The following is a 17,921-nucleotide window of genomic DNA, read 5'->3' as shown; positions in this document are numbered from 1 at the left end:
TTGCTCGCCTTCCTTCACTTCAGGTCCATGGAGCCTCAAGGAGCCTTTTCGATGGCCAACTTCTCCAAGTCCACCGTGCCGCAGTTCTCCGTCGAGGTGTACCAGAACGAGTTCCTGCCCGAGGGCGGCCGCGAGGTCAACGCGATCGTCACCGTGGCCTCCACCGGCGGCGGCACCCTGGGCGGCGCCCCCTTCACGGCGTCGGCCACGCCGGCCTCCCTGCCGGGCCGGTCGTCCGCCGCCGCCGTGGTGATCATGGTGGACTGCTCGGGCTCGATGGACTACCCGCCGACCAAGATGCGCAACGCCCGGGACGCGACGGCCGCCGCCATCGACACCCTGCGCGACGGGGTCGCCTTCGCGGTCGTCGCGGGGACGCACATCGCGCGCGAGGTCTACCCGGGCAACGGCCGCCTGGCCACCGCCGACAGCCGGACCCGCGCCGAGGCCAAGGAGGCGCTGCGCAAGCTGAGCGCGGGCGGCGGCACGGCGATCGGCACCTGGCTGCGCCTCGCCGACCGGCTGCTCGGGGCCGCGGACGTCCCCATCCGGCACGGCATCCTGCTCACCGACGGGCGCAACGAACACGAGTCGCCCGAGGATCTGCGCGCGGCCCTTCAGGCCTGTGCCGGGCGGTTCACCTGTGACGCCCGGGGCGTCGGGACCGACTGGGAGGTCAAGGAGGTGACCTCGATCGCCTCCGCCCTGCTCGGCACCGCGGACATCGTCGCCGATCCGGCCCACCTGGCGGCGGACTTCACGCGGATGATGGAGAACGCGATGGGCAAGGAGGTCGCGGACGTGGCGCTGCGGCTGTGGACCCCGGTCGGCGTGGAGATCAGGTTCGTCAAGCAAGTGGCGCCCACCGTCGAGGAGTTGACGTCCCGTCGGACCGAGGCGGGGCCGCGCGCCGGGGACTATCCGACCGGTTCCTGGGGGGACGAGTCGCGCGACTACCACGTGTGTGTGGAGGTGCCGCGCGCCAATGTCGGCCAGGAGATGCTGGCGGCCCGGGTCTCGCTGATCGTGCCCGGCCCCGACGGCGGCGCCCCGCAGGTCCTCTCGCAGGGTCTGGTGCGGGCGGTGTGGACCGATGACATGGTGGCGTCCACCTCCATCAACCCGCAGGTCGCGCACTACACGGGTCAGGCCGAACTGGCGCAGGTCATCCAACAGGGCCTCGATGCGCGCAAGTCGGGCGATGTGGACGGCGCGACCGCCAAGCTGGGCCGTGCGGTGCAGCTGGCCGCCGTCTCGGGGAACGCCGATACGGCGAAACTGCTCGCGAAGGTGGTGGACGTCGTCGACGAGGCGACGGGTACTGTGCGACTGAAGGCGAAGGTCGCGGAAGCGGACGAGATGACCCTCGAAACGCGCTCCACCAAGACCGTTCGCGTCAAGAAGTAACAAGAAGTAGCAAGAAGCGAACAACAAGCAGCTATGTCCGTTGTACGCCAGCGAAACGCCACGGCCCGCCGGGGCGGATGACGAGAGGGGGAAGCGACTCCATGCCGACCTGCCCGAACGGACACCAGTCGGGTTCCGACGACTGGTGCGAGATCTGCGGCCATCGCATGGGCGCCGTGCCGCCGCCTCCCCCGCCTCCGCCCGCGTACGGCTATCCGGGCCCCGGGGATCCGAACGCCACCGCCCAGGCCGAGCTCTGCCCGCAGTGCCGCACCCCGCGTGAGCCGGGTGCGCCGTTCTGCGAGGAGTGCCGCTGGAACTTCCTCACCAATACGGCGACCTCGTACACCCCGCTGGCCCCGCAGCAGCCGATGCCCCCGCCGGGCCCCGGCCCCGCGCCCGGCCCGGGCCCGCAGCTGCCGCCCGCCTTCCAGCAGGGTCCGCCGCCGGCGCCCCGCGACCCGTACGAGTACCAGAGCTCGCGGCCCTCGCAGGTGAACCGGCCCGCCGAACCGCTGTCCGCCGAGCCCTCGCAGCGCTCGGGGCGGCAACTGCCGCCGAACCCGTTCCAGCAGCAGCAGCCCGCGCCACCGGCGCCCTTCAACGGCGCGCCGGGCGGCCCGCCTGCGCCGCCGCCCGCCTTCCAGCGGCCCACGCCGCCCGCGCCGCCGCAGCCCCAGCAGCCCGCCGGGGAGGACGACTGGATGCTGCCGCCACCGTCCCAGCCCGCGCAGGGCCCGGGCCATGCCCCGGCGCCCGGGCGCGGCGGTGACGACGACTGGCCGCAGCCCGCATCCCCGCCCGGACCCGAGCGCGGCGACGACTGGCCCCTGCCCGTGACCCCGCCCGGACCCGAGCGCGGCGGCAAGGAGTGGCCCCAGCCGGTGTCCCCGCCGGCGTCCGAGCGCGGCGGCGACGACTGGCCGCAGCCCGCGGCCCCGCCCGCGCCCGAGCGCGGCGGCGAGGAGTGGCCGCGGCCCGTGACGCCGCCCGCGCCGGCCACCTGGTCCATCACCATCGGGCCGGACCGGGAGTACTTCCTGGCGATGATGCAGCGCAGCGGTCCGGAGGCGGCCGGGCTCAATCTGCCCGCGTACTCCCCCGAGCAGCAGCGCCCGCTCTCCGGCAACCAGATCACCATCGGCCGCCGGCGCCACTCCACCGGCGAGGCACCTGACATCGACCTGTCGGTTCCGCCGGAGGACCCGGGCGTCTCGCACCAGCACGCGGTGCTGGTGCAGCAGCCGGACGGCACCTGGGCGGTCGTCGACCAGAACTCGACGAACGGCACCACCGTCAACGGCGCCGGCGAACCGATCCAGCCCTACGTTCCGGTGCCGCTCCAGGACGGCGACCGGGTGCACGTGGGCGCCTGGACGACGATCACCGTGCGCCGGGGCTGAGCGGCGGCTCCCGCAGGGGCCAGGCGTAGGGCCCCTGCGGATCGTCCAGCCACGCCCACTGGGCGTCGCCCTGGAGCGTCACCCCGAACCGCTCCCTGGGGGGCCGCTGCTCGCGGCGCCACAGCGCGTGCGCCTCATACGGGTCGAGGCTGCCCGCCGTCAGTTCGAGCAGGAAGCGGAACAGCTCGTTCGTCACGACCTCGCGCGGCAGACCGCCGGTGTGCGGGGTCGCCCTGGCCCCCGACCGCGTACCGCGCAGCGGCACGAAGTACGCCGGGGTGTGCAGGAAGCGTCCCTCGGCCCGGTCCGGGCCCGTCACCTCAAGACGGATCAGGCCGGTCGCCAGTGGGGCGAGGATCAGCGCGCCGGGGCGGCACTGGGCCGGCCAGTCCTGGGGCACCGAGCCCACCGTGCAGGTCGCCATGATCCTGTCGAAGGGCGCCCGCGCTGGGGCCCCGCGCGCCCCGTCCCCGGTGATCACGGCGGGGCGGTACCCGGCCGCCTCCAGGTGGGCCCGCGCCGATTCGGTGATCTCGGGGTCCAGGTCGACGGTGGTGACCTGTGCCGCGCCGAGCCGGTGGCACAACAGCGCCGCGTTGTATCCGGTGCCCGCACCGACCTCCAGGACCCGGTCGCCCGCGCGGACGTCGAGGGCCTCCAGCATGCGGGCCATCAGGGAGGGCTGGCTGCTGGAGGAGAGCAGCTCGCCGTCGCGCATCCGGGTCGCCAGCGGCGCGTCCGCGTACGCCCCGGTCAGCCAGCGCTCGCGCCGGGCCGGGTCGGGGTCCTCGCCCCACAGCCGGACGTATCCACCGGCCGCGCTCTCGTAGTAGTACGGCACGAACAGGTGGCGCGGCACGTCCTCGAACGCGGCCCGCCAGGCCGGGTCGGCGAGCGCTCCGCCCGCCACGATCTCCCGCACCAGGGCCCGTCTCAGTGCCAGGTCCGCGCTCATACGTCCACTGTGCTGCGCCGGAGCCGAGGAGGCGAGTGGTCCTACGCCCCCGGTCCTCGGCCACCGGGTCTGAGACCATGGAAGGGTGCCGCATCTCCGGGGGACGGCCCCTGGACTCCGGGCGGCGTCCCGGGGCAGGCCCGAATGACATTGCGAGGGTGTTCAACGTGACCGAGATTCCGCGCGGCACGCTCGAGGAGCAGACCTTCTACGAGCAGGTCGGCGGCGAGCAGACCTTCCGCCGGCTCGTGCACCTCTTCTACCGGGGCGTCGCCGGGGATCCGCTGCTGCGGCCGATGTACCCGGAGGAGGACCTGGGTCCCGCCGAGGAGCGTCTGGCCCTGTTCCTGATGCAGTACTGGGGCGGCCCGCGCACCTACAGCGACGGCCGGGGCCACCCGCGGCTGCGGATGCGGCACGCTCCGTTCACGGTCGACCGGGCCGCGCACGACGCCTGGCTGCGCCATATGCGGACGGCCGTCGACGAGCTCGGCCTCTCCCCCGAGCACGAGCGGACGCTCTGGAACTACCTCACGTACGCGGCCGCTTCGATGGTCAACTCCGAGGGCTGACCCACCCGGAACCCCTGCCACGGCCCTGCCACGGCCCTGCCACGGACACGGCCGCTGCCCCAACGCACCTGCGGAAACTGCCCTCGCGACCGGAATTCGGTCGTCCGTTGTCGCATTCCGATCACGATCGGGCAAGAACGCCTGGCAAGCGGTTTCCACGACCCCGTGACTCCTGAAAGCATCTGGACACATTTCGGGGGGATGGCCTAAAAGCCCGAGGGGGGCCGTGTGCCGGGGTTCGTCTTGCTGCGCGTCCGCGCACATCGTCTGCTGCTCCTGGCGGCGCTGCTCGCCGTGCTGCTCACGACCTCGGTCCTGGCGGCGCTGGCCGCGTTCTCCGGGTCCGTCTCGGACGCGGCGCTGCGGCACACCCTGGCCACCCGCTCCGCGGCGCCCGCGGCGCTGGTCGTCAAGTCCGGGGTCAAGCCCGACCAACGGGCGGCCGCGGCCGAGGCGATACGTAACGGAGCTCGCGCCACCTTCGACCAACTCCCGGTCACCACACAGGAGTTGACCCAGTCCGGGCCCTACGCCCTGCCGCGCTCCCTCCAGTCGGCGGACGCCCGCGGCGGCGACCCCGACCTCACCCTGTTCGCCGCGATGGACCGCTCGCGGATCCGTCTCACCTCGGGCGGGTGGCCCGCCGCCCCGGCGAGCGCTCCGAGCGCCGAGATCCAGGTGGCCCTGCCCGAGTCCGCGGCCGCACGTCTGCACGTCGCCACCGGCGCCACGCTCGCCCTCGCCGACCGGCTCGGCGGCCCGGGCGTCACCGTCCGGATCACCGGGATCTACCGGGCAGCCGATGTCTCCGACCCGTACTGGCGCCTGGACGAACTGGGCGGCCGGGGCATGCACAAGCTCGCCTTCACCACCTACGGGCCGCTGCTCGCCGACCCCTCGGTGCTGGGCGGCCGGGTCAGCCCGGGCCAGAGCGCCTGGCTCGCCCGTGCCGACTTCTCCGGGATCGACGTCGCCCGGATCGACAGGCTCCGCGCGGCCGCCACCGAGGGGCCCAAGTCCCTCATGAGGCAACCGGTGTTCGGGGGCAACGCCTCCGCGGCGACCTCGCTGCCCGAGATCCTCGACCGGGCCGACCGCTCGCTCCTGGTGTCCCGTTCCACCCTGCTCATCGTGGCGCTCCAACTGGCCCTGCTCGCCGGGTACGCGCTGCTCCTGGTCGCCCGGCTGCTCAGCAGCGAGCGGGCGGGCGAGACCGAACTCCTGCGTGCCCGCGGCGGATCCCGCCGCCAGATCACCTGGCTCGCCGCCGCCGAGGCCCTGCTGCTCGCGGTGCCCGCCGCGCTGCTCGCGCCGCTGCTCGCGGGCCCGCTGACGCGGCTGCTCGCCGGGCGGGGCGCGCTCGCGCGGGTCGGCCTGCACCTGGACACCTCCGTCACCGCCACGGTGTGGCTGGTCGCCCTGCTCGTCGCGCTCGGCTGCGCGGCCGCGGTGGTGGCGCCCGCCCTGTCGGCGGGCCCGCTGCGCCGCGGCGGCCGGGACGGGGCGCTGCCCGCGCCGGTCCGCGCGGGCGCCGACATCGGCCTCCTGGTGATCGCGGGCGTCGCCTACTGGCAGCTGCACCGGCAGACCTCGGCCTCCGGCTCCGGCGCCCTCGACGCCGACTCCTCGGGCAGCCTCGGCATCGACCCGCTGCTCGTGGCCGCGCCCTCGCTCGCCCTGCTCGCCGGGACCGTCCTCGTGCTGCGCCTGATGCCACCCGCGGCCCGGCTCGCGGAACGACGGGCGGCCGGTGGGCGTGGGCTGCCCATGGCGCTGGCGGGCTGGCAGTTCAGCCGCCGTCCGCTGCGCGGCGCGGGCCCGGTGCTGCTCCTGGTCCTGGCGGTCGCGATGGGTCTGCTCACCCTCGGCCAGTCCGGGACCTGGAACCGTTCCCAGAGCGATCAGGCCGACTTCCGCGCGGGCACCGACATCCGGGTCCTCGGCTCCACCCTCGGCCCCTTCGGGCAGGGCGGCTCCTACGACGCGGTGCCCGGGGTGACCGCGGTCGCCCCCGCCGTACGCGGCTCGATGACGATGAGCGCCGGCCGCTCGGGCACCGTGATCGCCCTGGACACCCGGCACGCCGACGGCTTCCTGCTCCGCGGTGACCTCGCGGACCGCTCCGGCAAGGAGCTGCTCGCCCTGCTCACGCCGAAGCAGGACGCCCCGGCCGGCGCCGCGCTCCCCGCGGACGCCCGGCGCATCGACTTCACCCTGCGGCTGACCGGCGGCGCCCCGGGCGGACCGCCCGGCGCCGCCACGCTCACCCTGGAGGACCGCTACGGCACGCCGTACCGGTTCGCCCTGGGCAACCTGGCCTCCGACGGCCTCCCGCACGCCTTCGCCCTGGACCTGGCCGCCGCCGCGGGCGAGCCCACCGGGCGGCCCGCCGGGCCGCTGCTCCTGACCGGTCTCGACGTGGTGCGCGAGCTGCCCGAGGGCCCGGCCGTGCGCCAGGGCATCGCCCTGGAGGGGCTGCGCGCCACCGGCCCCGGCGGGGGGCAGACCGCCGTCACCGTGCCGGCCGGGCGGTGGACCGCCGACAGCGTGGACGCCCCCGGCCCCACCAACTGGGACACCGGCCTCGGATCGGTCACCCGCACCGTGCGGCTCGTCGCGTCGCACGGTGCGCCGCCCGCGCTGAGCGCCGTCGCCGACGAGCGGTTCCTCCAGTCCAGCGGCAGCAAGGTCGGCGAGACCATCGACGTGCCGCTCGTGAACAAGACCCTCAAGGTGCGGATCGTCGACCGGCTCGAGCAGCTCCCGACCACCGGCAGCGGCGCCGGGGGCCCCGACGGCGCGGCCACCGGCACACCCGGCACCGACGGCGGCGGCCTGCTCCTCGATCTGCGGGCCGCCAACCAGGTCCTGCGGGACACGGGCGACGGCCTGTCCGCCACCGAGTGGTGGCTGACCACCGGGCCCGGCCGCGCGGCCGAGGCGACCGCGGCGCTCAAGAACCGCCCCGACATCGACCCCGCGCAGATCGTGTCCCGCTCCGAGATCGCCAGGGAGCTCGGCGACGACCCGCTGGGCGCGGGACCGCAGTCCGCGCTGGCCGCCGCGTCCATCGTGGCGGCGGCGCTCGCGGCGGTGGGCTTCTCGGTGAGCGCGGCCGGGTCGCTGCGCGAACGCGCCGGGGAGTTCGGCGTGCTGCGCGCCCTCGGCACCCCGCGCCGCCAGCTCGCCCGCCTGATCGCCGCCGAACAGGGCGTCCTGGTGGGGATCGCGCTCCTGGCCGGGCTCGGCCTCGGCGAAGTGCTCGCCCGTGCGGTGGTGCCGCTGATCGTGCTGACCGACCAGGCCGCCCAGCCGGTCCCCACCGTCCTGGTCGAACTGCCCGCGGGGCGCGTGGCGTTGCTGCTGGCGGGCGTCGCCGCGGTGCCGATCCTGATCGTCGCGGCGATCGCCCTGCGCCGCACCGATCCCGCCGTCACACTCCGCACCCAGGGGGGCAACTGACATGACCGGCAAGGCCCTCGCACCCTGGGTGCGCACCCGGCTGCGGACCGCGCCGGGCGCCGCGGCCGCGCTCGCCCTCCTGGTCCTGGTCACCGCGTGGCTGGCCGCCGCCTATCCGCGGGCCGTCGACGCGTACGAGGACAAGGGGCTGCGCGAGACCGTGTCCTCGGCCGCCCCCGGCCGCACCGCCCTCCAGTTCGCCGCGGGCTCGCCCGGCATGGCGCTGGGCGACGAGCAGCGGGCCGCGCTGGTCTCCCCCCAGGAGATGGAGAAGCGTTTCGACGCGGTCGCGAGCGCCGTGCCGGCCCCGCTCACCACCGACCGCTCCCAGTCGGCGTACGGGCTGCGCACCACCCGGAAACTGGGCTCCGACGAGCCCTATCTGGCCCGCCCCTCCGGGCTCGCGCCGCGGTTCACCGTGGCCACGCCGTCGGATCTGGCCGCGCACGCCCGGGTCGTGTCGGGCCGCCTGCCGGGGGGCAGCGCGGACCAGAGGTCGGACGGCGCCGAGGTCGCCGTCACCTCGGCCACCGCCAAGGCCCTGCACATCGAGGCGGGTTCGGTGCTGCGCGTGCCCGGCCTGGGCCGTCACCAGCTCGCTCTGAAGGTGACCGGCGTCGTGGAGCCGCTGCTGCCGGAGGCCGGGTACTGGTCGGTCCTGCCGGTGCTGCGCACCCCGCAGCTGCTTCCCGCCAACGACGACCCCGATCCGCCCCGGTTCTGGCACGGCGGCCTGCTGCTCGCGCCGGGCGCCGCCCCGGCGCTGCTCGCCACCGACAGCAAGCCCGAGATGTACGTCCAACTCGCCCCGGACACAGCGCATCTGAATGCCCGTCAGTTCGACGGCCTGAAGTCGTCGGTGGCGGCGCTCCAGAACGGCCCCGGGCTCTCGAAGGTGCGGGACGTCTTCGCCGTCTCGGCGACCGTCTACACCGAGCTGGACCGGGTGCTCCTGTCGTACGCCACGGTGCGCGACGCGATCAGCCCGGTGGTGGCCGTCGCCGGCTTCGGCACGGCGACCGTCGCGGGTGTGGTGCTGCTGATGGCGGGCGGCCTCGCCGCGTCCCGCCGCACCGCGGAACTCGCCCTGCTGCGGGCCCGCGGCGGCGCGCTGCGCCAGCTCGCCGGGCGACTGTTCGCCGAGGGCGCGGTCGTGGTGGTTCCGGCCGCCGCCCTCGGCCTGCTGGGGGCCGTACTCGCCGTGCCGGGCGGCCGGTTCATGCCCGCGCTCACCGCGGCCTGCGGGGTCGCGGCGTTCGGCTGCCTGGCCCTGCCGGTGCGGGCCGCGCTGACGCACCGCACGGTCGGCTCGGCGGCCGAACGCACCGACCTGGTACGGGAGAAGCCCTCCGCGCGGCGCACGGTGGCCGAGCTGACGCTGCTGGTCCTCGCGGTGGGCGCGGTGTTCGCGCTGCGCCGCCGGGGCACCTCCGGCACCTCCGCCGACTCGCTGACGAGCGCGGCACCGGTGCTCGTCGGGGTGATCGCCGCGCTGGTCCTGATCCGGCTCTACCCGCTGCCGCTGCGCTGGGCGGCCCGTCCCGCGGCCCGGCGGCGCGGCACGGTCGGCTTCCTGTCCCTGGCCCGCGCGGGACGGGCCCCGGGGGGCGGCGTACTGCCCCTGCTCGCCCTGCTCACGGCGCTGACCACGGCCGCGTTCGGTGGCTCGGTCCTGGCGGGCTCCGACGACGCGCGCGACCGGGCCGCGCTGTACGCCACCGGCACCGACGCCCGCATCGACAGCGACCTCTCCCTGCCCAAGGACCTCGCGGACCGGGTGGCCAAGGTCGCGGGCGTGCGGGGCGTGTCCCCCGTACACATCGAGTACGCGGTGACGCTGCCCGACGGCGACAAGGCCGCGGTCGCCTCGGTGGACCCCGACTCCTACGCCCGGCTCACCGCGGGCACCGCCCTCGGCATCGACGCCGGCCGGCTCAAGGCCCCGCCGGGCCCGCCCGGCAAGGTCGTGCTGCCCGCCATCGCCTCCCCCTCCGTCGCCCAGCGCCTGGGCAGGGAACCGGTCGGGCTGCGCGTCGCGGGCTACGACGTGCGGGTCCGGGTGATCGCCGCGCAGGACGGCTCGGCCGCCGTACCGGGCAGCGACTACCTCCTCCTGGACACCGCGGGCCTCGGCGCGAAGGAGCCGACGACGCTGCTCGTCGGCGGGACGTCCATCGACGCCAAGGCGCTGCGCAAGAGTGCCGAGAACGCCCACACGGGTGTGCGGCTGCGCTCCGAGGCGCGGCAGGAGTACGCGGGCTCGCCGTTGCAGACCGGCGCCGGACGCATCTACGCGGCGGCCGTCGCAGCGGGCGCGGGTCTCGCCGTCCTGGCCCTGCTCCTCTCCCTGCTGCGCGGCGCCCCCGAACGCTCCGCGCTGCTGGCCCGGCTGCGCACCATGGGCCTGACCCGTCGCCAGGGCCGCGCGCTGCTCGTCCTGGAGGCGCTGCCGCCGGCCTTGCTCGCGGCGGCCGGCGGCGCGCTCACCGGCTGGGCCTCGATCGCGCTGCTCGCGCCCGGCATCGACCTCGCGGGTCTGGCCCTGGCCACCACGAGCGGCCTGGCACCGGTCGGCTCCGAACTGCGCGCCGACCCGATGTCGCTGCTGCTGCCCGCCGGGTGCGTGGTGCTGCTCGCGGCGGGCGTGGCCGCGGCGCAGGCCTGGTGGAGCGGCCGCCGCGGATCCATCACCGAACTCAGGGCAGGAGACGCTCGATGACGACCACCTCACTCGAAGACCTGGAGCGCCGGGCCACGGCCCGCCGGGAGCGCCCCGCCTACGGCCATGACGCACTGATCGCCTGCGACCGTCTCGTACGCGTCTTCACCACCGACGGCGTCGAGGTCCAGGCCCTCCAGGGCCTCGATCTCCTGGTCACCGAGGGCGAGTTGATGGCCCTGGTCGGCGCGTCCGGCAGCGGCAAGTCGACGCTGATGAACATCCTGGCGGGCCTGGACGTGCCGACGGCGGGGGCCGCGCGGGTCGCGGGCCGCGACCTGCTCACGATGGACGCCAAGGCGCGTCTCGGCTACCGCCGCGACGTGGTGGGCTTCGTGTGGCAGCAGACCGCCCGCAATCTGCTGCCGTACCTGACGGCCGTGCAGAACGTGGCGCTGCCCATGCAGTTGGGCAGCCGGCAGCCCAAGCGCAAGAAGGCCGAGCGGGCCGACTCGCTGCTCACCCTGCTCGACGTCGCCCACTGCCGCGACCGCAGACCGCACCAGCTCTCCGGCGGCGAGCAGCAGCGCGTCGCCATCGCGGTGGCCCTCGCCAACAATCCGTCGGTGCTGCTCGCCGACGAGCCCACGGGCGAGCTGGACTCGGCGACCGGCGAGCAGATCTTCGCGGCGTTCCGCACGGCGAACGAGGAGCTGGGCACGACGATCGTGATCGTCACCCACGACCAGGCGGTGGCGAGCGAGGTCCGCCGCACGGTCGCCATCCGCGACGGCCGCACCTCGACGGAGGTCCTGCGCCGCACCCAGGTGGACGCGACGACCGGCGAGGAATCCCTGGTGGCCCGCGAATACGCCATGCTCGACCGAGCCGGCCGCCTCCAACTCCCCGCCGAATACACCCGCGCCCTGAACATGGAACACCGAGTGGCCCTGGAACTGGAACCCGACCACATCCAAATCTGGCCGGACGAACAGTAGCCCCATCCCCCTGGGCAGGGGGTTTAGGGGCGCGAGGAACGGCGCGAGAAGCGACCACGCCCCGCAGACAACAGGGGGTTCAGGGGCGCGAGGAACTGCGCGAGAAGCACCCACGCCCCGCAGACAACAGGGGGTTCAGGGGCGCGAGGAACTGCGCGAGAAGCGACCACGCCCCGCAGACAACGGGGGGTTCAGGGGCGCGAGGAACTGCGCGAGAAGCGACCACGCCCCGCAGACGACAGGGGGTTTAAGGGGCGGGGGGAACTGCGCAAAAAGCGACCACGACCCGCAGACAACGGGGGGTTCAGGGGCGCGGGGAACGGCGCGAGAAGCCCAAAACGACCCGCACCTCACAGCACCCCGGCGGAGCCGAAGCGTCACACGGGCCTGACGCCGAGCCCCCCCGCCCCAGCCCGCCGCAACGCAACAGACCCGTACGACGTACGCAGCCGCAACCACGGCCCGGAGGCGAACAACGCCACCGCCTCGGGCCCAGCCGGCCCCGCCGACGCCAACGCCCGCACCGGCCGCAAAAACCCGAGGGACTGCGCCGCGTGCACAGCGCGAAGGGGAAGCTCGGTGGTCCCGAGCGTGCGGGACCAGATCTCGTGCCCGATCCGCTCCCGCTCCCCCCGCGTACGCGACTCCGCGGGCAACGCCCCGTCCCGCGCCCGGAATTCGGCGACGGCCGCCGCCACCACACCCCGCATCCGCTCGGGTTCGGGCAGCCCCGGCACCGGCTCCCAGCCGCCGCGCGGCGGCAGTACCCCGGCCCAGGGCGGACCGGTGACGGCCGCGGGAACCCGCGCGGTGGCGGCCGACTCGTCGAGGGATTCGAGGAGTTCCCCGGCGGAGACGGTCACGTCCAGCGCGAGGGCGTCGTCGCCGAGCCGCGCCGTACGGATCGCGAGCACCTCGAAGGACGGCGGCCGGCCGAAGACGCCAAGGGCCCCACCGCCCGCCTGGAGGCGCACCGCGGCGGCCCGGTCGTAGTGGAGCAGGCGCCCCAGGAACGCGCCGAGATCCGCAGCCTCCCCGCCGTCCTCGAACCGCAGCAAGGCGCTCACGCCGCCGCCCGCTCCCGCCCGGCACGGGAGCCGTCGTCGGCACGGGACCCGTCATCGGCACGGGACCCGTCATCGACGTACTCGCGCAGGAAGGACTTCTCCTCGGCGGTGATCCGCCGGGGCCGCCCCTCCGCGAGGTCGTAGGGCACCACGACGGTGGAGGCCTCGACGTACACGAGGCCGCCCTCGCCCGGCTCCTTGACCTCGTAGGCGATGGTCAGCGACGCCGCCCCGATCCTGGTCACCCACGACTCGATGATGACCGGCTCGTGCCGGTGCACCAGGGGTCGCTTGTAGTCGATCTCGTGGCGGGCCACGACGGACCCGCCCTTGAACGAGGGCGACCCGTCACCCGGCGCCAGCCGGAACATGAAGTCGATGCGGGCTTCCTCCAAGTACCGGACGAAGACAGCATTGTTGACGTGCCCGAAGGCATCCATGTCCGACCAGCGGAGCGGGCAGCGGTAGATGTGGCGGGTCACTGCGCTCAGCCCCGGGTGAGCTTCTTGTACGTGGCGCGGTGCGGGCGAGCCGCGTCCGCACCCAGACGCTCGATCTTGTTCTTCTCGTACGACTCGAAGTTGCCCTCGAACCAGTACCACTTGGAGTCACCCTCGTAGGCGAGGATGTGGGTGGCGACCCGGTCCAGGAACCAGCGGTCGTGGGAGATCACGACGGCGGCACCGGGGAACTCCAGGAGCGCGTTCTCCAGCGAGGAGAGCGTCTCGACGTCGAGGTCGTTGGTGGGCTCGTCGAGGAGCAGCAGGTTGCCGCCCTCCTTGAGCGTGAGCGCCAGGTTGAGGCGGTTGCGCTCACCACCGGACAGCACGCCCGCGGGCTTCTGCTGGTCCGGGCCCTTGAAGCCGAAGGCGCTGACGTAGGCGCGGGACGGCATCTCGACCTGGCCGACGTTGATGTAGTCGAGCTCGTCGGAGACGACGGCCCACAGCGTCTTCTTGGGGTCGATGTTGGCGCGGCTCTGGTCGACGTAGCTGATCTTGACGGTCTCGCCGACCTTGATCGAGCCGTTGTCCGGCGTCTCCAGGCCCTGGATCATCTTGAAGAGCGTGGTCTTGCCGGCGCCGTTGGGGCCGATGACGCCCACGATGCCGTTGCGCGGCAGCGTGAAGCTGAGGTCGTCGATGAGGACCTTGTCGCCGAACGCCTTCGAGAGGTTGTTGACCTCGACGACGATGGAGCCCAGACGCGGGCCCGGCGGGATCTGGATCTCCTCGAAGTCCAGCTTCCGCATCTTGTCCGCCTCGGCGGCCATTTCCTCGTAGCGGGCCAGACGCGCCTTGGACTTGGTCTGACGCCCCTTGGCGTTGGACCGCACCCATTCCAGCTCTTCCTTGAGCCGCTTCTGGCGCTTCTCGTCCTTGCGGCCCTCGACCTTGAGACGGGCCGACTTCTTGTCGAGGTACGTGGAGTAGTTGCCCTCGTACGGGATCGCGCGGCCGCGGTCGAGTTCGAGGATCCACTCGGCGACGTTGTTCAGGAAGTACCGGTCGTGGGTCACGGCCACCACGGCTCCCGCGTACTTCGAGAGGTGCTGCTCCAGCCAGTTCACCGACTCGGCGTCGAGGTGGTTGGTGGGCTCGTCGAGCAGGAGCAGGTCCGGGGCCTCGATGAGCAGCTTGCAGAGCGCGACGCGGCGCTTCTCGCCACCGGAGAGGTTGACGACCGGCCAGTCGCCGGGCGGGCAGCCCAGGGCGTCCATGGCCTGCTCGAGCTGGGCGTCGAGGTCCCAGGCGTTGGCGTGGTCGAGGTCCTCCTGGAGCTTGCCCATCTCCTCGAGGAGCGCGTCCGAGTAGTCGGTCGCCATGAGCTCGGCGACCTCGTTGAACCGCCTCAGCTTGCCCATGATCTCGGCGGCGCCGTCCTGCACGTTCTCCAGGACCGTCTTCGTCTCGTCGAGCTGGGGCTCCTGCATGAGGATGCCGACGCTGTACCCGGGCGAGAGGAAGGCATCGCCGTTGGAGGGCTGCTCGAGCCCCGCCATGATCTTGAGAACGGTGGACTTACCGGCACCGTTCGGGCCGACCACACCGATCTTCGCGCCCGGCAGGAAGCTCAGCGTGACGTCGTCAAGGATCACCTTGTCGCCGTGCGCCTTGCGCGTCTTGCGCATGGTGTAGATGTACTCAGCCAAGAGAAACCGTCCGGCAGTGTGAATCGGGCTGTGGGCAGATACACCCCATCTTGCCTGAAGGCCAGCCCCGGGGGGAAACGGGTTCGGCCCGGGGGCCGCGACCTGGACGTTCGCCCCGCCTCCGGAGCGCGCGGGGTGCCTCCCTAATTGTCTTGCCCGCCGCGGCCGCATGCGGTCGCATACGCCCATGAGCAGAATGGCGCAGGTACTCGTGCTGGCCCGGTACGAGGACGAAGTGATGGAGCCACTGACCCGGCGCGACGAGTCGCGTACGTGGCGAGGCCAGTTCGAGCAGATACCGGGATGGTTCGTCGGCGGGTGGCATCTGGAGTTCTGTCGGGATAACGCGCGCACCGGAATCCTGAGGGAGCTGGAGGCGCTGCCGTGGAACAACCCGGAGTGCGTGCAGGTCATGCTCCATGACGAGGATGACGACTGCTTCGGGCTGTGGATGTTCCGTGAGGGCAAGCTGGTCGAGCTGCCGCTGCCGGGCACCGAGCGCTTCTACGCCCCGGCCCCCGACACGCAGGAGTACCCGCCCCGCCCCGGTTGCCTGTGGCGCACGGACGTCGGACACACCTGGCTGCCCGAGCAGACCCCGGAGGAGCTGCGGGACCCCCGGCCGGCCTGGTAGGGCCCGGCTGAGCACCACCGGTCCGCTGGTCCTCGCCCGCACCTGAGGGCGCATCGATGCCGGGCGAGGACGGGCGACGGCCCCGGTACGGGGTGCGTACCGAGGCCGTCGCCCGTCATCCGGTCTTCACGGTGAGCTCATCGAACGGTGCGGGCGTGGTCAGCTGCCGCCGCCCGTGTTCCTCTTGCGGAGGAAGAAGACCGCGCCGCCTCCGAGCAGCACCAGGACGATCGCCGCACCGGCGATCATCGGGGTGGCGCTGGAGCTGCCGGTCTCGGCGAGGCCGGTGCCGCCCTTGGTCCCGGTCGAGCCGCCACCCACCGAGGCGGGGCTGGGCTTCGAGGACGGGGTGGGGGTGCCCGTACCGGCGGTCTTGCAATCGAGGGTGCCGGAGAAGTGCTGGCCCGCGAGGGTGAAGTCGTACTTCCCGTCCTCGGCGACCGGGAACAGCACGGTCTTCGAGGCGCCGGCGGGGACCGTGGCGACCGTTCGGCCACCGACGGTCACCGGGTACGGCTTGTCACCCTTGTTGGTGACGGTGATGTCCACGCCGCCCTTGGCGCAGTCCTTCTTGACGGTCACGGCCGGGATGGCACCCTGCTTGGCCCAGGTCACCTTGGCCTCGGCGTTGACCGTCGAGTCGCTGGAGCCGGCCAGGATCTGCGTCTGGCTCTTGGAGTCACTGGCGAACGCGCGGCCGACGGGAACCTGAGTGGTGGCCGAAAGACGCAGCGTGCCGACTCCCGGCTGAGCACCCGCCGGGGGGTTGAAGAAGAGCTGGCTGTTGTCGACGGCGGAGGTCGCGACCTTCCCCGTCTTGTCCACGACCTTGACGCCGGCGGCCTTGAGCTCCTCGGACGGGGTGACCGTGACCTTGTCGGCGTTGGTGTGCACCGTGACCGGACCGAGCTTCTGGCCGGCCTTGCCCGCCGCCGACGCGCCGTCGAGGGTCAGCGAGGCCTTGGGCTCCGCGGCGACCTGCGCGTTTTCGTACAGCCACTCGGCCAGCTTCTTACCGACCTCGTTCGTGACCGTGACCTTGGCATTGTCCGAGTAGCGCCAGATGGCGACCTGGGTGGCCGCGGCGGCCTCGGCGTTGCTGAGCTTGCCCTCGATGTGCGCGGCCCTGGCCAGACCCGCGAGGTCGTTCTTCTGCGGGTAGGAATTCTCCAGGATCCAGCGGATCTTGCCGGCGTTCGCGTTGTTCGCCAGCGAGGTCCCGCTCCACGGCGTCTCGCGGTACTTCGCCTCGCGCTGCGTGGGGTTGTGGATGTCGATGCAGTACGTGCGCAGCGTGCCGCCGCCGTCGACGTTCATCCGGAACAGACCGGCGGAGACGTTCTCCTTCTCTCCGTCGGCGCCCTCGATGACCGCGTCGGCGAAGGAACCGGGCTCCAGGCCCTGGATGGTGGCGGTCGCGCCGCCCAGACCCTGCTGGCCCGGCGTGTCCGCGAAAGCCCCACCCGCCCCGGCTATCGCACCCGCGGCGACAAGTCCCGATACGGCTGCGGCGGTGGCGAGGCGCAGAGCACCCCGCTTGCGGGCGGAAGGCCCGTGAACGGCTGAAAACACAGAATTCCCCTTCGGGCGAGGCTCTTTCGCATGTGGTGCGCGTGCACCAGTGGTGCGCGTGGGGGAAGTGCCTCGCCGGCAGACTCAAGTGCCCCGTGAGTACGCGGGAATCCTAGGGATACGGAAGTCGACGATCCGTGGTGATGTCATCAGATAACCATTCCGATTCGGAATCGTTATCCCGAAACACGTGTACGGGCTTGGCTTATCGACAAATCGCCTGGACAGAGGGGGAGTTTCGGGACACGTTCCGTGCTCGACCACCTCTCCACCCCGCACCCCCTCCGCGCCGCCCTCCCCCAAGTGCCGTCTCCTATACGCCCATTGGCGCCGCCTTCTCGGCCCCGCTGATGGCCGATTCCCATACCACCGTCGTGGGGGTCGTGGCCGAAACAGCGCCGGTGGCACCACCCGGAGCCGGTGCCGGAGCCGATGCGGACGCGGGCGGCGGGGCCTCGTTCCGGTTCGGTGCCGGGCCCTCCGCCCCCGCGGCCCCGGCCCGTTCGACCGGGACCGCCTCCCCCTTGAACACGCGCCGGAACGCGGTGGTCCCCCGTGTCATGTCGTGCCCGATCGCCACCGCGTCGACATCCGCCGAGAACCAGCGCGGGCCGTCCGCGCGTTCCTCGTCCCGCACCTTCAACCGGCCGTGCACAACGACCGGTTCACCGATGGCGACCGAGCCCGTCAGGTTCATGCCGAGTGTCCGTGCCGCCCACACCGTGTAGAAGCTGGTGGCCCCGTCGACCCAGGCCTGCTTCTCCCGGTCGAAGCGGCGCGCGGTCACCGCGAGCCGGAACCGCGCGACCCCTCCCGTCGCGGTCTCCCGCCACTCCACCTGCGTGGCCACATTGCCGACCAGCGTCACCATCGTCTCGTTCACTGCCCTCAACCCCCGTACCGTGTATCGCCGTTGGTTCGATCCCCGGGTTCTTCCGGCCCCGGCCGCCCGGGACCACCCCGGAACGCGGCACAGAAAAGCCCCGCCCGGTCCAGCCGTCGATCGAACCCTTGCGCTGTCGATCTCCATGCTGGACCGG

12 protein-coding genes and 1 pseudogene are annotated in these 17,921 nt (G+C 73.2%); 7 read left to right on the top strand and 6 right to left on the bottom strand.

Annotation, left to right across the window (positions count from 1 at the left end):
- The first annotated feature begins 51 nt into the window (after positions 1–51).
- The gene (locus N4G70_RS01645; protein WP_261710542.1) at positions 52–1,407 is read left to right on the top strand and encodes a VWA domain-containing protein; all 1,356 of its coding nucleotides are present in this window, start codon (positions 52–54) and stop codon (positions 1,405–1,407) included.
- Positions 1,408–1,508: 101 nt separating this feature from the next.
- Complete coding sequence (locus N4G70_RS01640; protein ID WP_261710541.1) at positions 1,509–2,810, top strand: FHA domain-containing protein; 1,302 nt, start codon at positions 1,509–1,511, stop codon at positions 2,808–2,810.
- On the opposite strand, the gene N4G70_RS01635 is transcribed toward N4G70_RS01640, so the two are convergent.
- Positions 2,791–3,765, bottom strand: a complete 975-nt coding sequence (locus N4G70_RS01635; protein WP_261710540.1) for a methyltransferase domain-containing protein — start codon at positions 3,763–3,765, stop codon at positions 2,791–2,793. The genes N4G70_RS01640 and N4G70_RS01635 overlap by 20 nt on opposite strands.
- A gap of 167 nt (positions 3,766–3,932) precedes the next feature.
- On the opposite strand from N4G70_RS01635, the gene N4G70_RS01630 reads away from it, so the two are divergent.
- The 4 genes from N4G70_RS01630 (at position 3,933) to N4G70_RS01615 (ending at position 11,456) form a co-directional block, all read left to right on the top strand.
- Positions 3,933–4,337 (top strand): globin, encoded by a 405-nt coding sequence (locus tag N4G70_RS01630; protein ID WP_261710539.1) that lies wholly within the window; start codon positions 3,933–3,935, stop codon positions 4,335–4,337.
- Positions 4,338–4,565: 228 nt separating this feature from the next.
- Positions 4,566–7,799 (top strand): FtsX-like permease family protein, encoded by a 3,234-nt coding sequence (locus tag N4G70_RS01625; RefSeq protein WP_261710538.1) that lies wholly within the window; start codon positions 4,566–4,568, stop codon positions 7,797–7,799.
- Position 7,800: 1 nt separating this feature from the next.
- Positions 7,801–10,518, top strand: coding sequence for an FtsX-like permease family protein (locus N4G70_RS01620; RefSeq protein ID WP_261710537.1), 2,718 nt, complete (start codon positions 7,801–7,803; stop codon positions 10,516–10,518).
- Complete coding sequence (locus N4G70_RS01615) at positions 10,515–11,456, top strand: ABC transporter ATP-binding protein (RefSeq protein ID WP_261710536.1); 942 nt, start codon at positions 10,515–10,517, stop codon at positions 11,454–11,456. The genes N4G70_RS01620 and N4G70_RS01615 overlap by 4 nt, the downstream gene beginning before the upstream one ends.
- A gap of 377 nt (positions 11,457–11,833) precedes the next feature.
- Here the strand turns inward: N4G70_RS01615 and N4G70_RS01610 are convergent, their stop codons facing one another.
- Genes N4G70_RS01610 through ettA form a run of 3 tightly spaced genes read right to left on the bottom strand, consistent with a single transcriptional unit; the run spans position 11,834 to position 14,675 of the window.
- Complete coding sequence (locus N4G70_RS01610) at positions 11,834–12,511, bottom strand: hypothetical protein (RefSeq protein WP_261711332.1); 678 nt, start codon at positions 12,509–12,511, stop codon at positions 11,834–11,836.
- A gap of 8 nt (positions 12,512–12,519) precedes the next feature.
- Complete coding sequence (locus tag N4G70_RS01605) at positions 12,520–13,005, bottom strand: thioesterase family protein (RefSeq protein ID WP_261710535.1); 486 nt, start codon at positions 13,003–13,005, stop codon at positions 12,520–12,522.
- A gap of 5 nt (positions 13,006–13,010) precedes the next feature.
- Positions 13,011–14,675: an energy-dependent translational throttle protein EttA gene (gene ettA / locus N4G70_RS01600; protein WP_261710534.1), complete on the bottom strand. Its 1,665-nt coding sequence runs from the start codon at positions 14,673–14,675 to the stop codon at positions 13,011–13,013.
- Between the two features lie 187 nt (positions 14,676–14,862).
- Here ettA and N4G70_RS01595 point away from each other — a divergent pair, with 187 nt between their 5' ends.
- Positions 14,863–15,309, top strand: a complete 447-nt coding sequence (locus N4G70_RS01595; protein ID WP_261710533.1) for a hypothetical protein — start codon at positions 14,863–14,865, stop codon at positions 15,307–15,309.
- A gap of 159 nt (positions 15,310–15,468) precedes the next feature.
- Here N4G70_RS01595 and N4G70_RS01590 read toward each other — a convergent pair whose 3' ends face one another.
- The gene (locus N4G70_RS01590; RefSeq protein WP_261710532.1) at positions 15,469–16,881 is read right to left on the bottom strand and encodes a Cys-Gln thioester bond-forming surface protein; all 1,413 of its coding nucleotides are present in this window, start codon (positions 16,879–16,881) and stop codon (positions 15,469–15,471) included.
- 525 nt (positions 16,882–17,406) lie between these two features.
- Positions 17,407–17,764: pseudogene (locus N4G70_RS37115) on the bottom strand (single-stranded DNA-binding protein); the annotation flags it as partial.
- Between the last annotated feature and the right edge of the window lie 157 nt (positions 17,765–17,921).

Source organism: Streptomyces sp. ASQP_92 (assembly GCF_025399895.1).
GTDB lineage: Bacteria > Actinomycetota > Actinomycetes > Streptomycetales > Streptomycetaceae > Streptomyces.
The sequence above is the reverse complement of the archived record's forward strand: the minus strand, read 5'-3'. Positions and strand labels throughout refer to the sequence as shown.

Coding starts and splice junctions, on each gene's coding strand:
- N4G70_RS01645 (WP_261710542.1), top strand. CDS start 52: ATGGCCAACTTCTCCAAGTCCACCGTGCCGCAGTTCTCCGTCGAGGTG.
- N4G70_RS01640 (WP_261710541.1), top strand. CDS start 1,509: ATGCCGACCTGCCCGAACGGACACCAGTCGGGTTCCGACGACTGGTGC.
- N4G70_RS01635 (WP_261710540.1), bottom strand. CDS start 3,765: ATGAGCGCGGACCTGGCACTGAGACGGGCCCTGGTGCGGGAGATCGTG.
- N4G70_RS01620 (WP_261710537.1), top strand. CDS start 7,801: ATGACCGGCAAGGCCCTCGCACCCTGGGTGCGCACCCGGCTGCGGACC.
- N4G70_RS01615 (WP_261710536.1), top strand. CDS start 10,515: ATGACGACCACCTCACTCGAAGACCTGGAGCGCCGGGCCACGGCCCGC.
- N4G70_RS01595 (WP_261710533.1), top strand. CDS start 14,863: ATGAGCAGAATGGCGCAGGTACTCGTGCTGGCCCGGTACGAGGACGAA.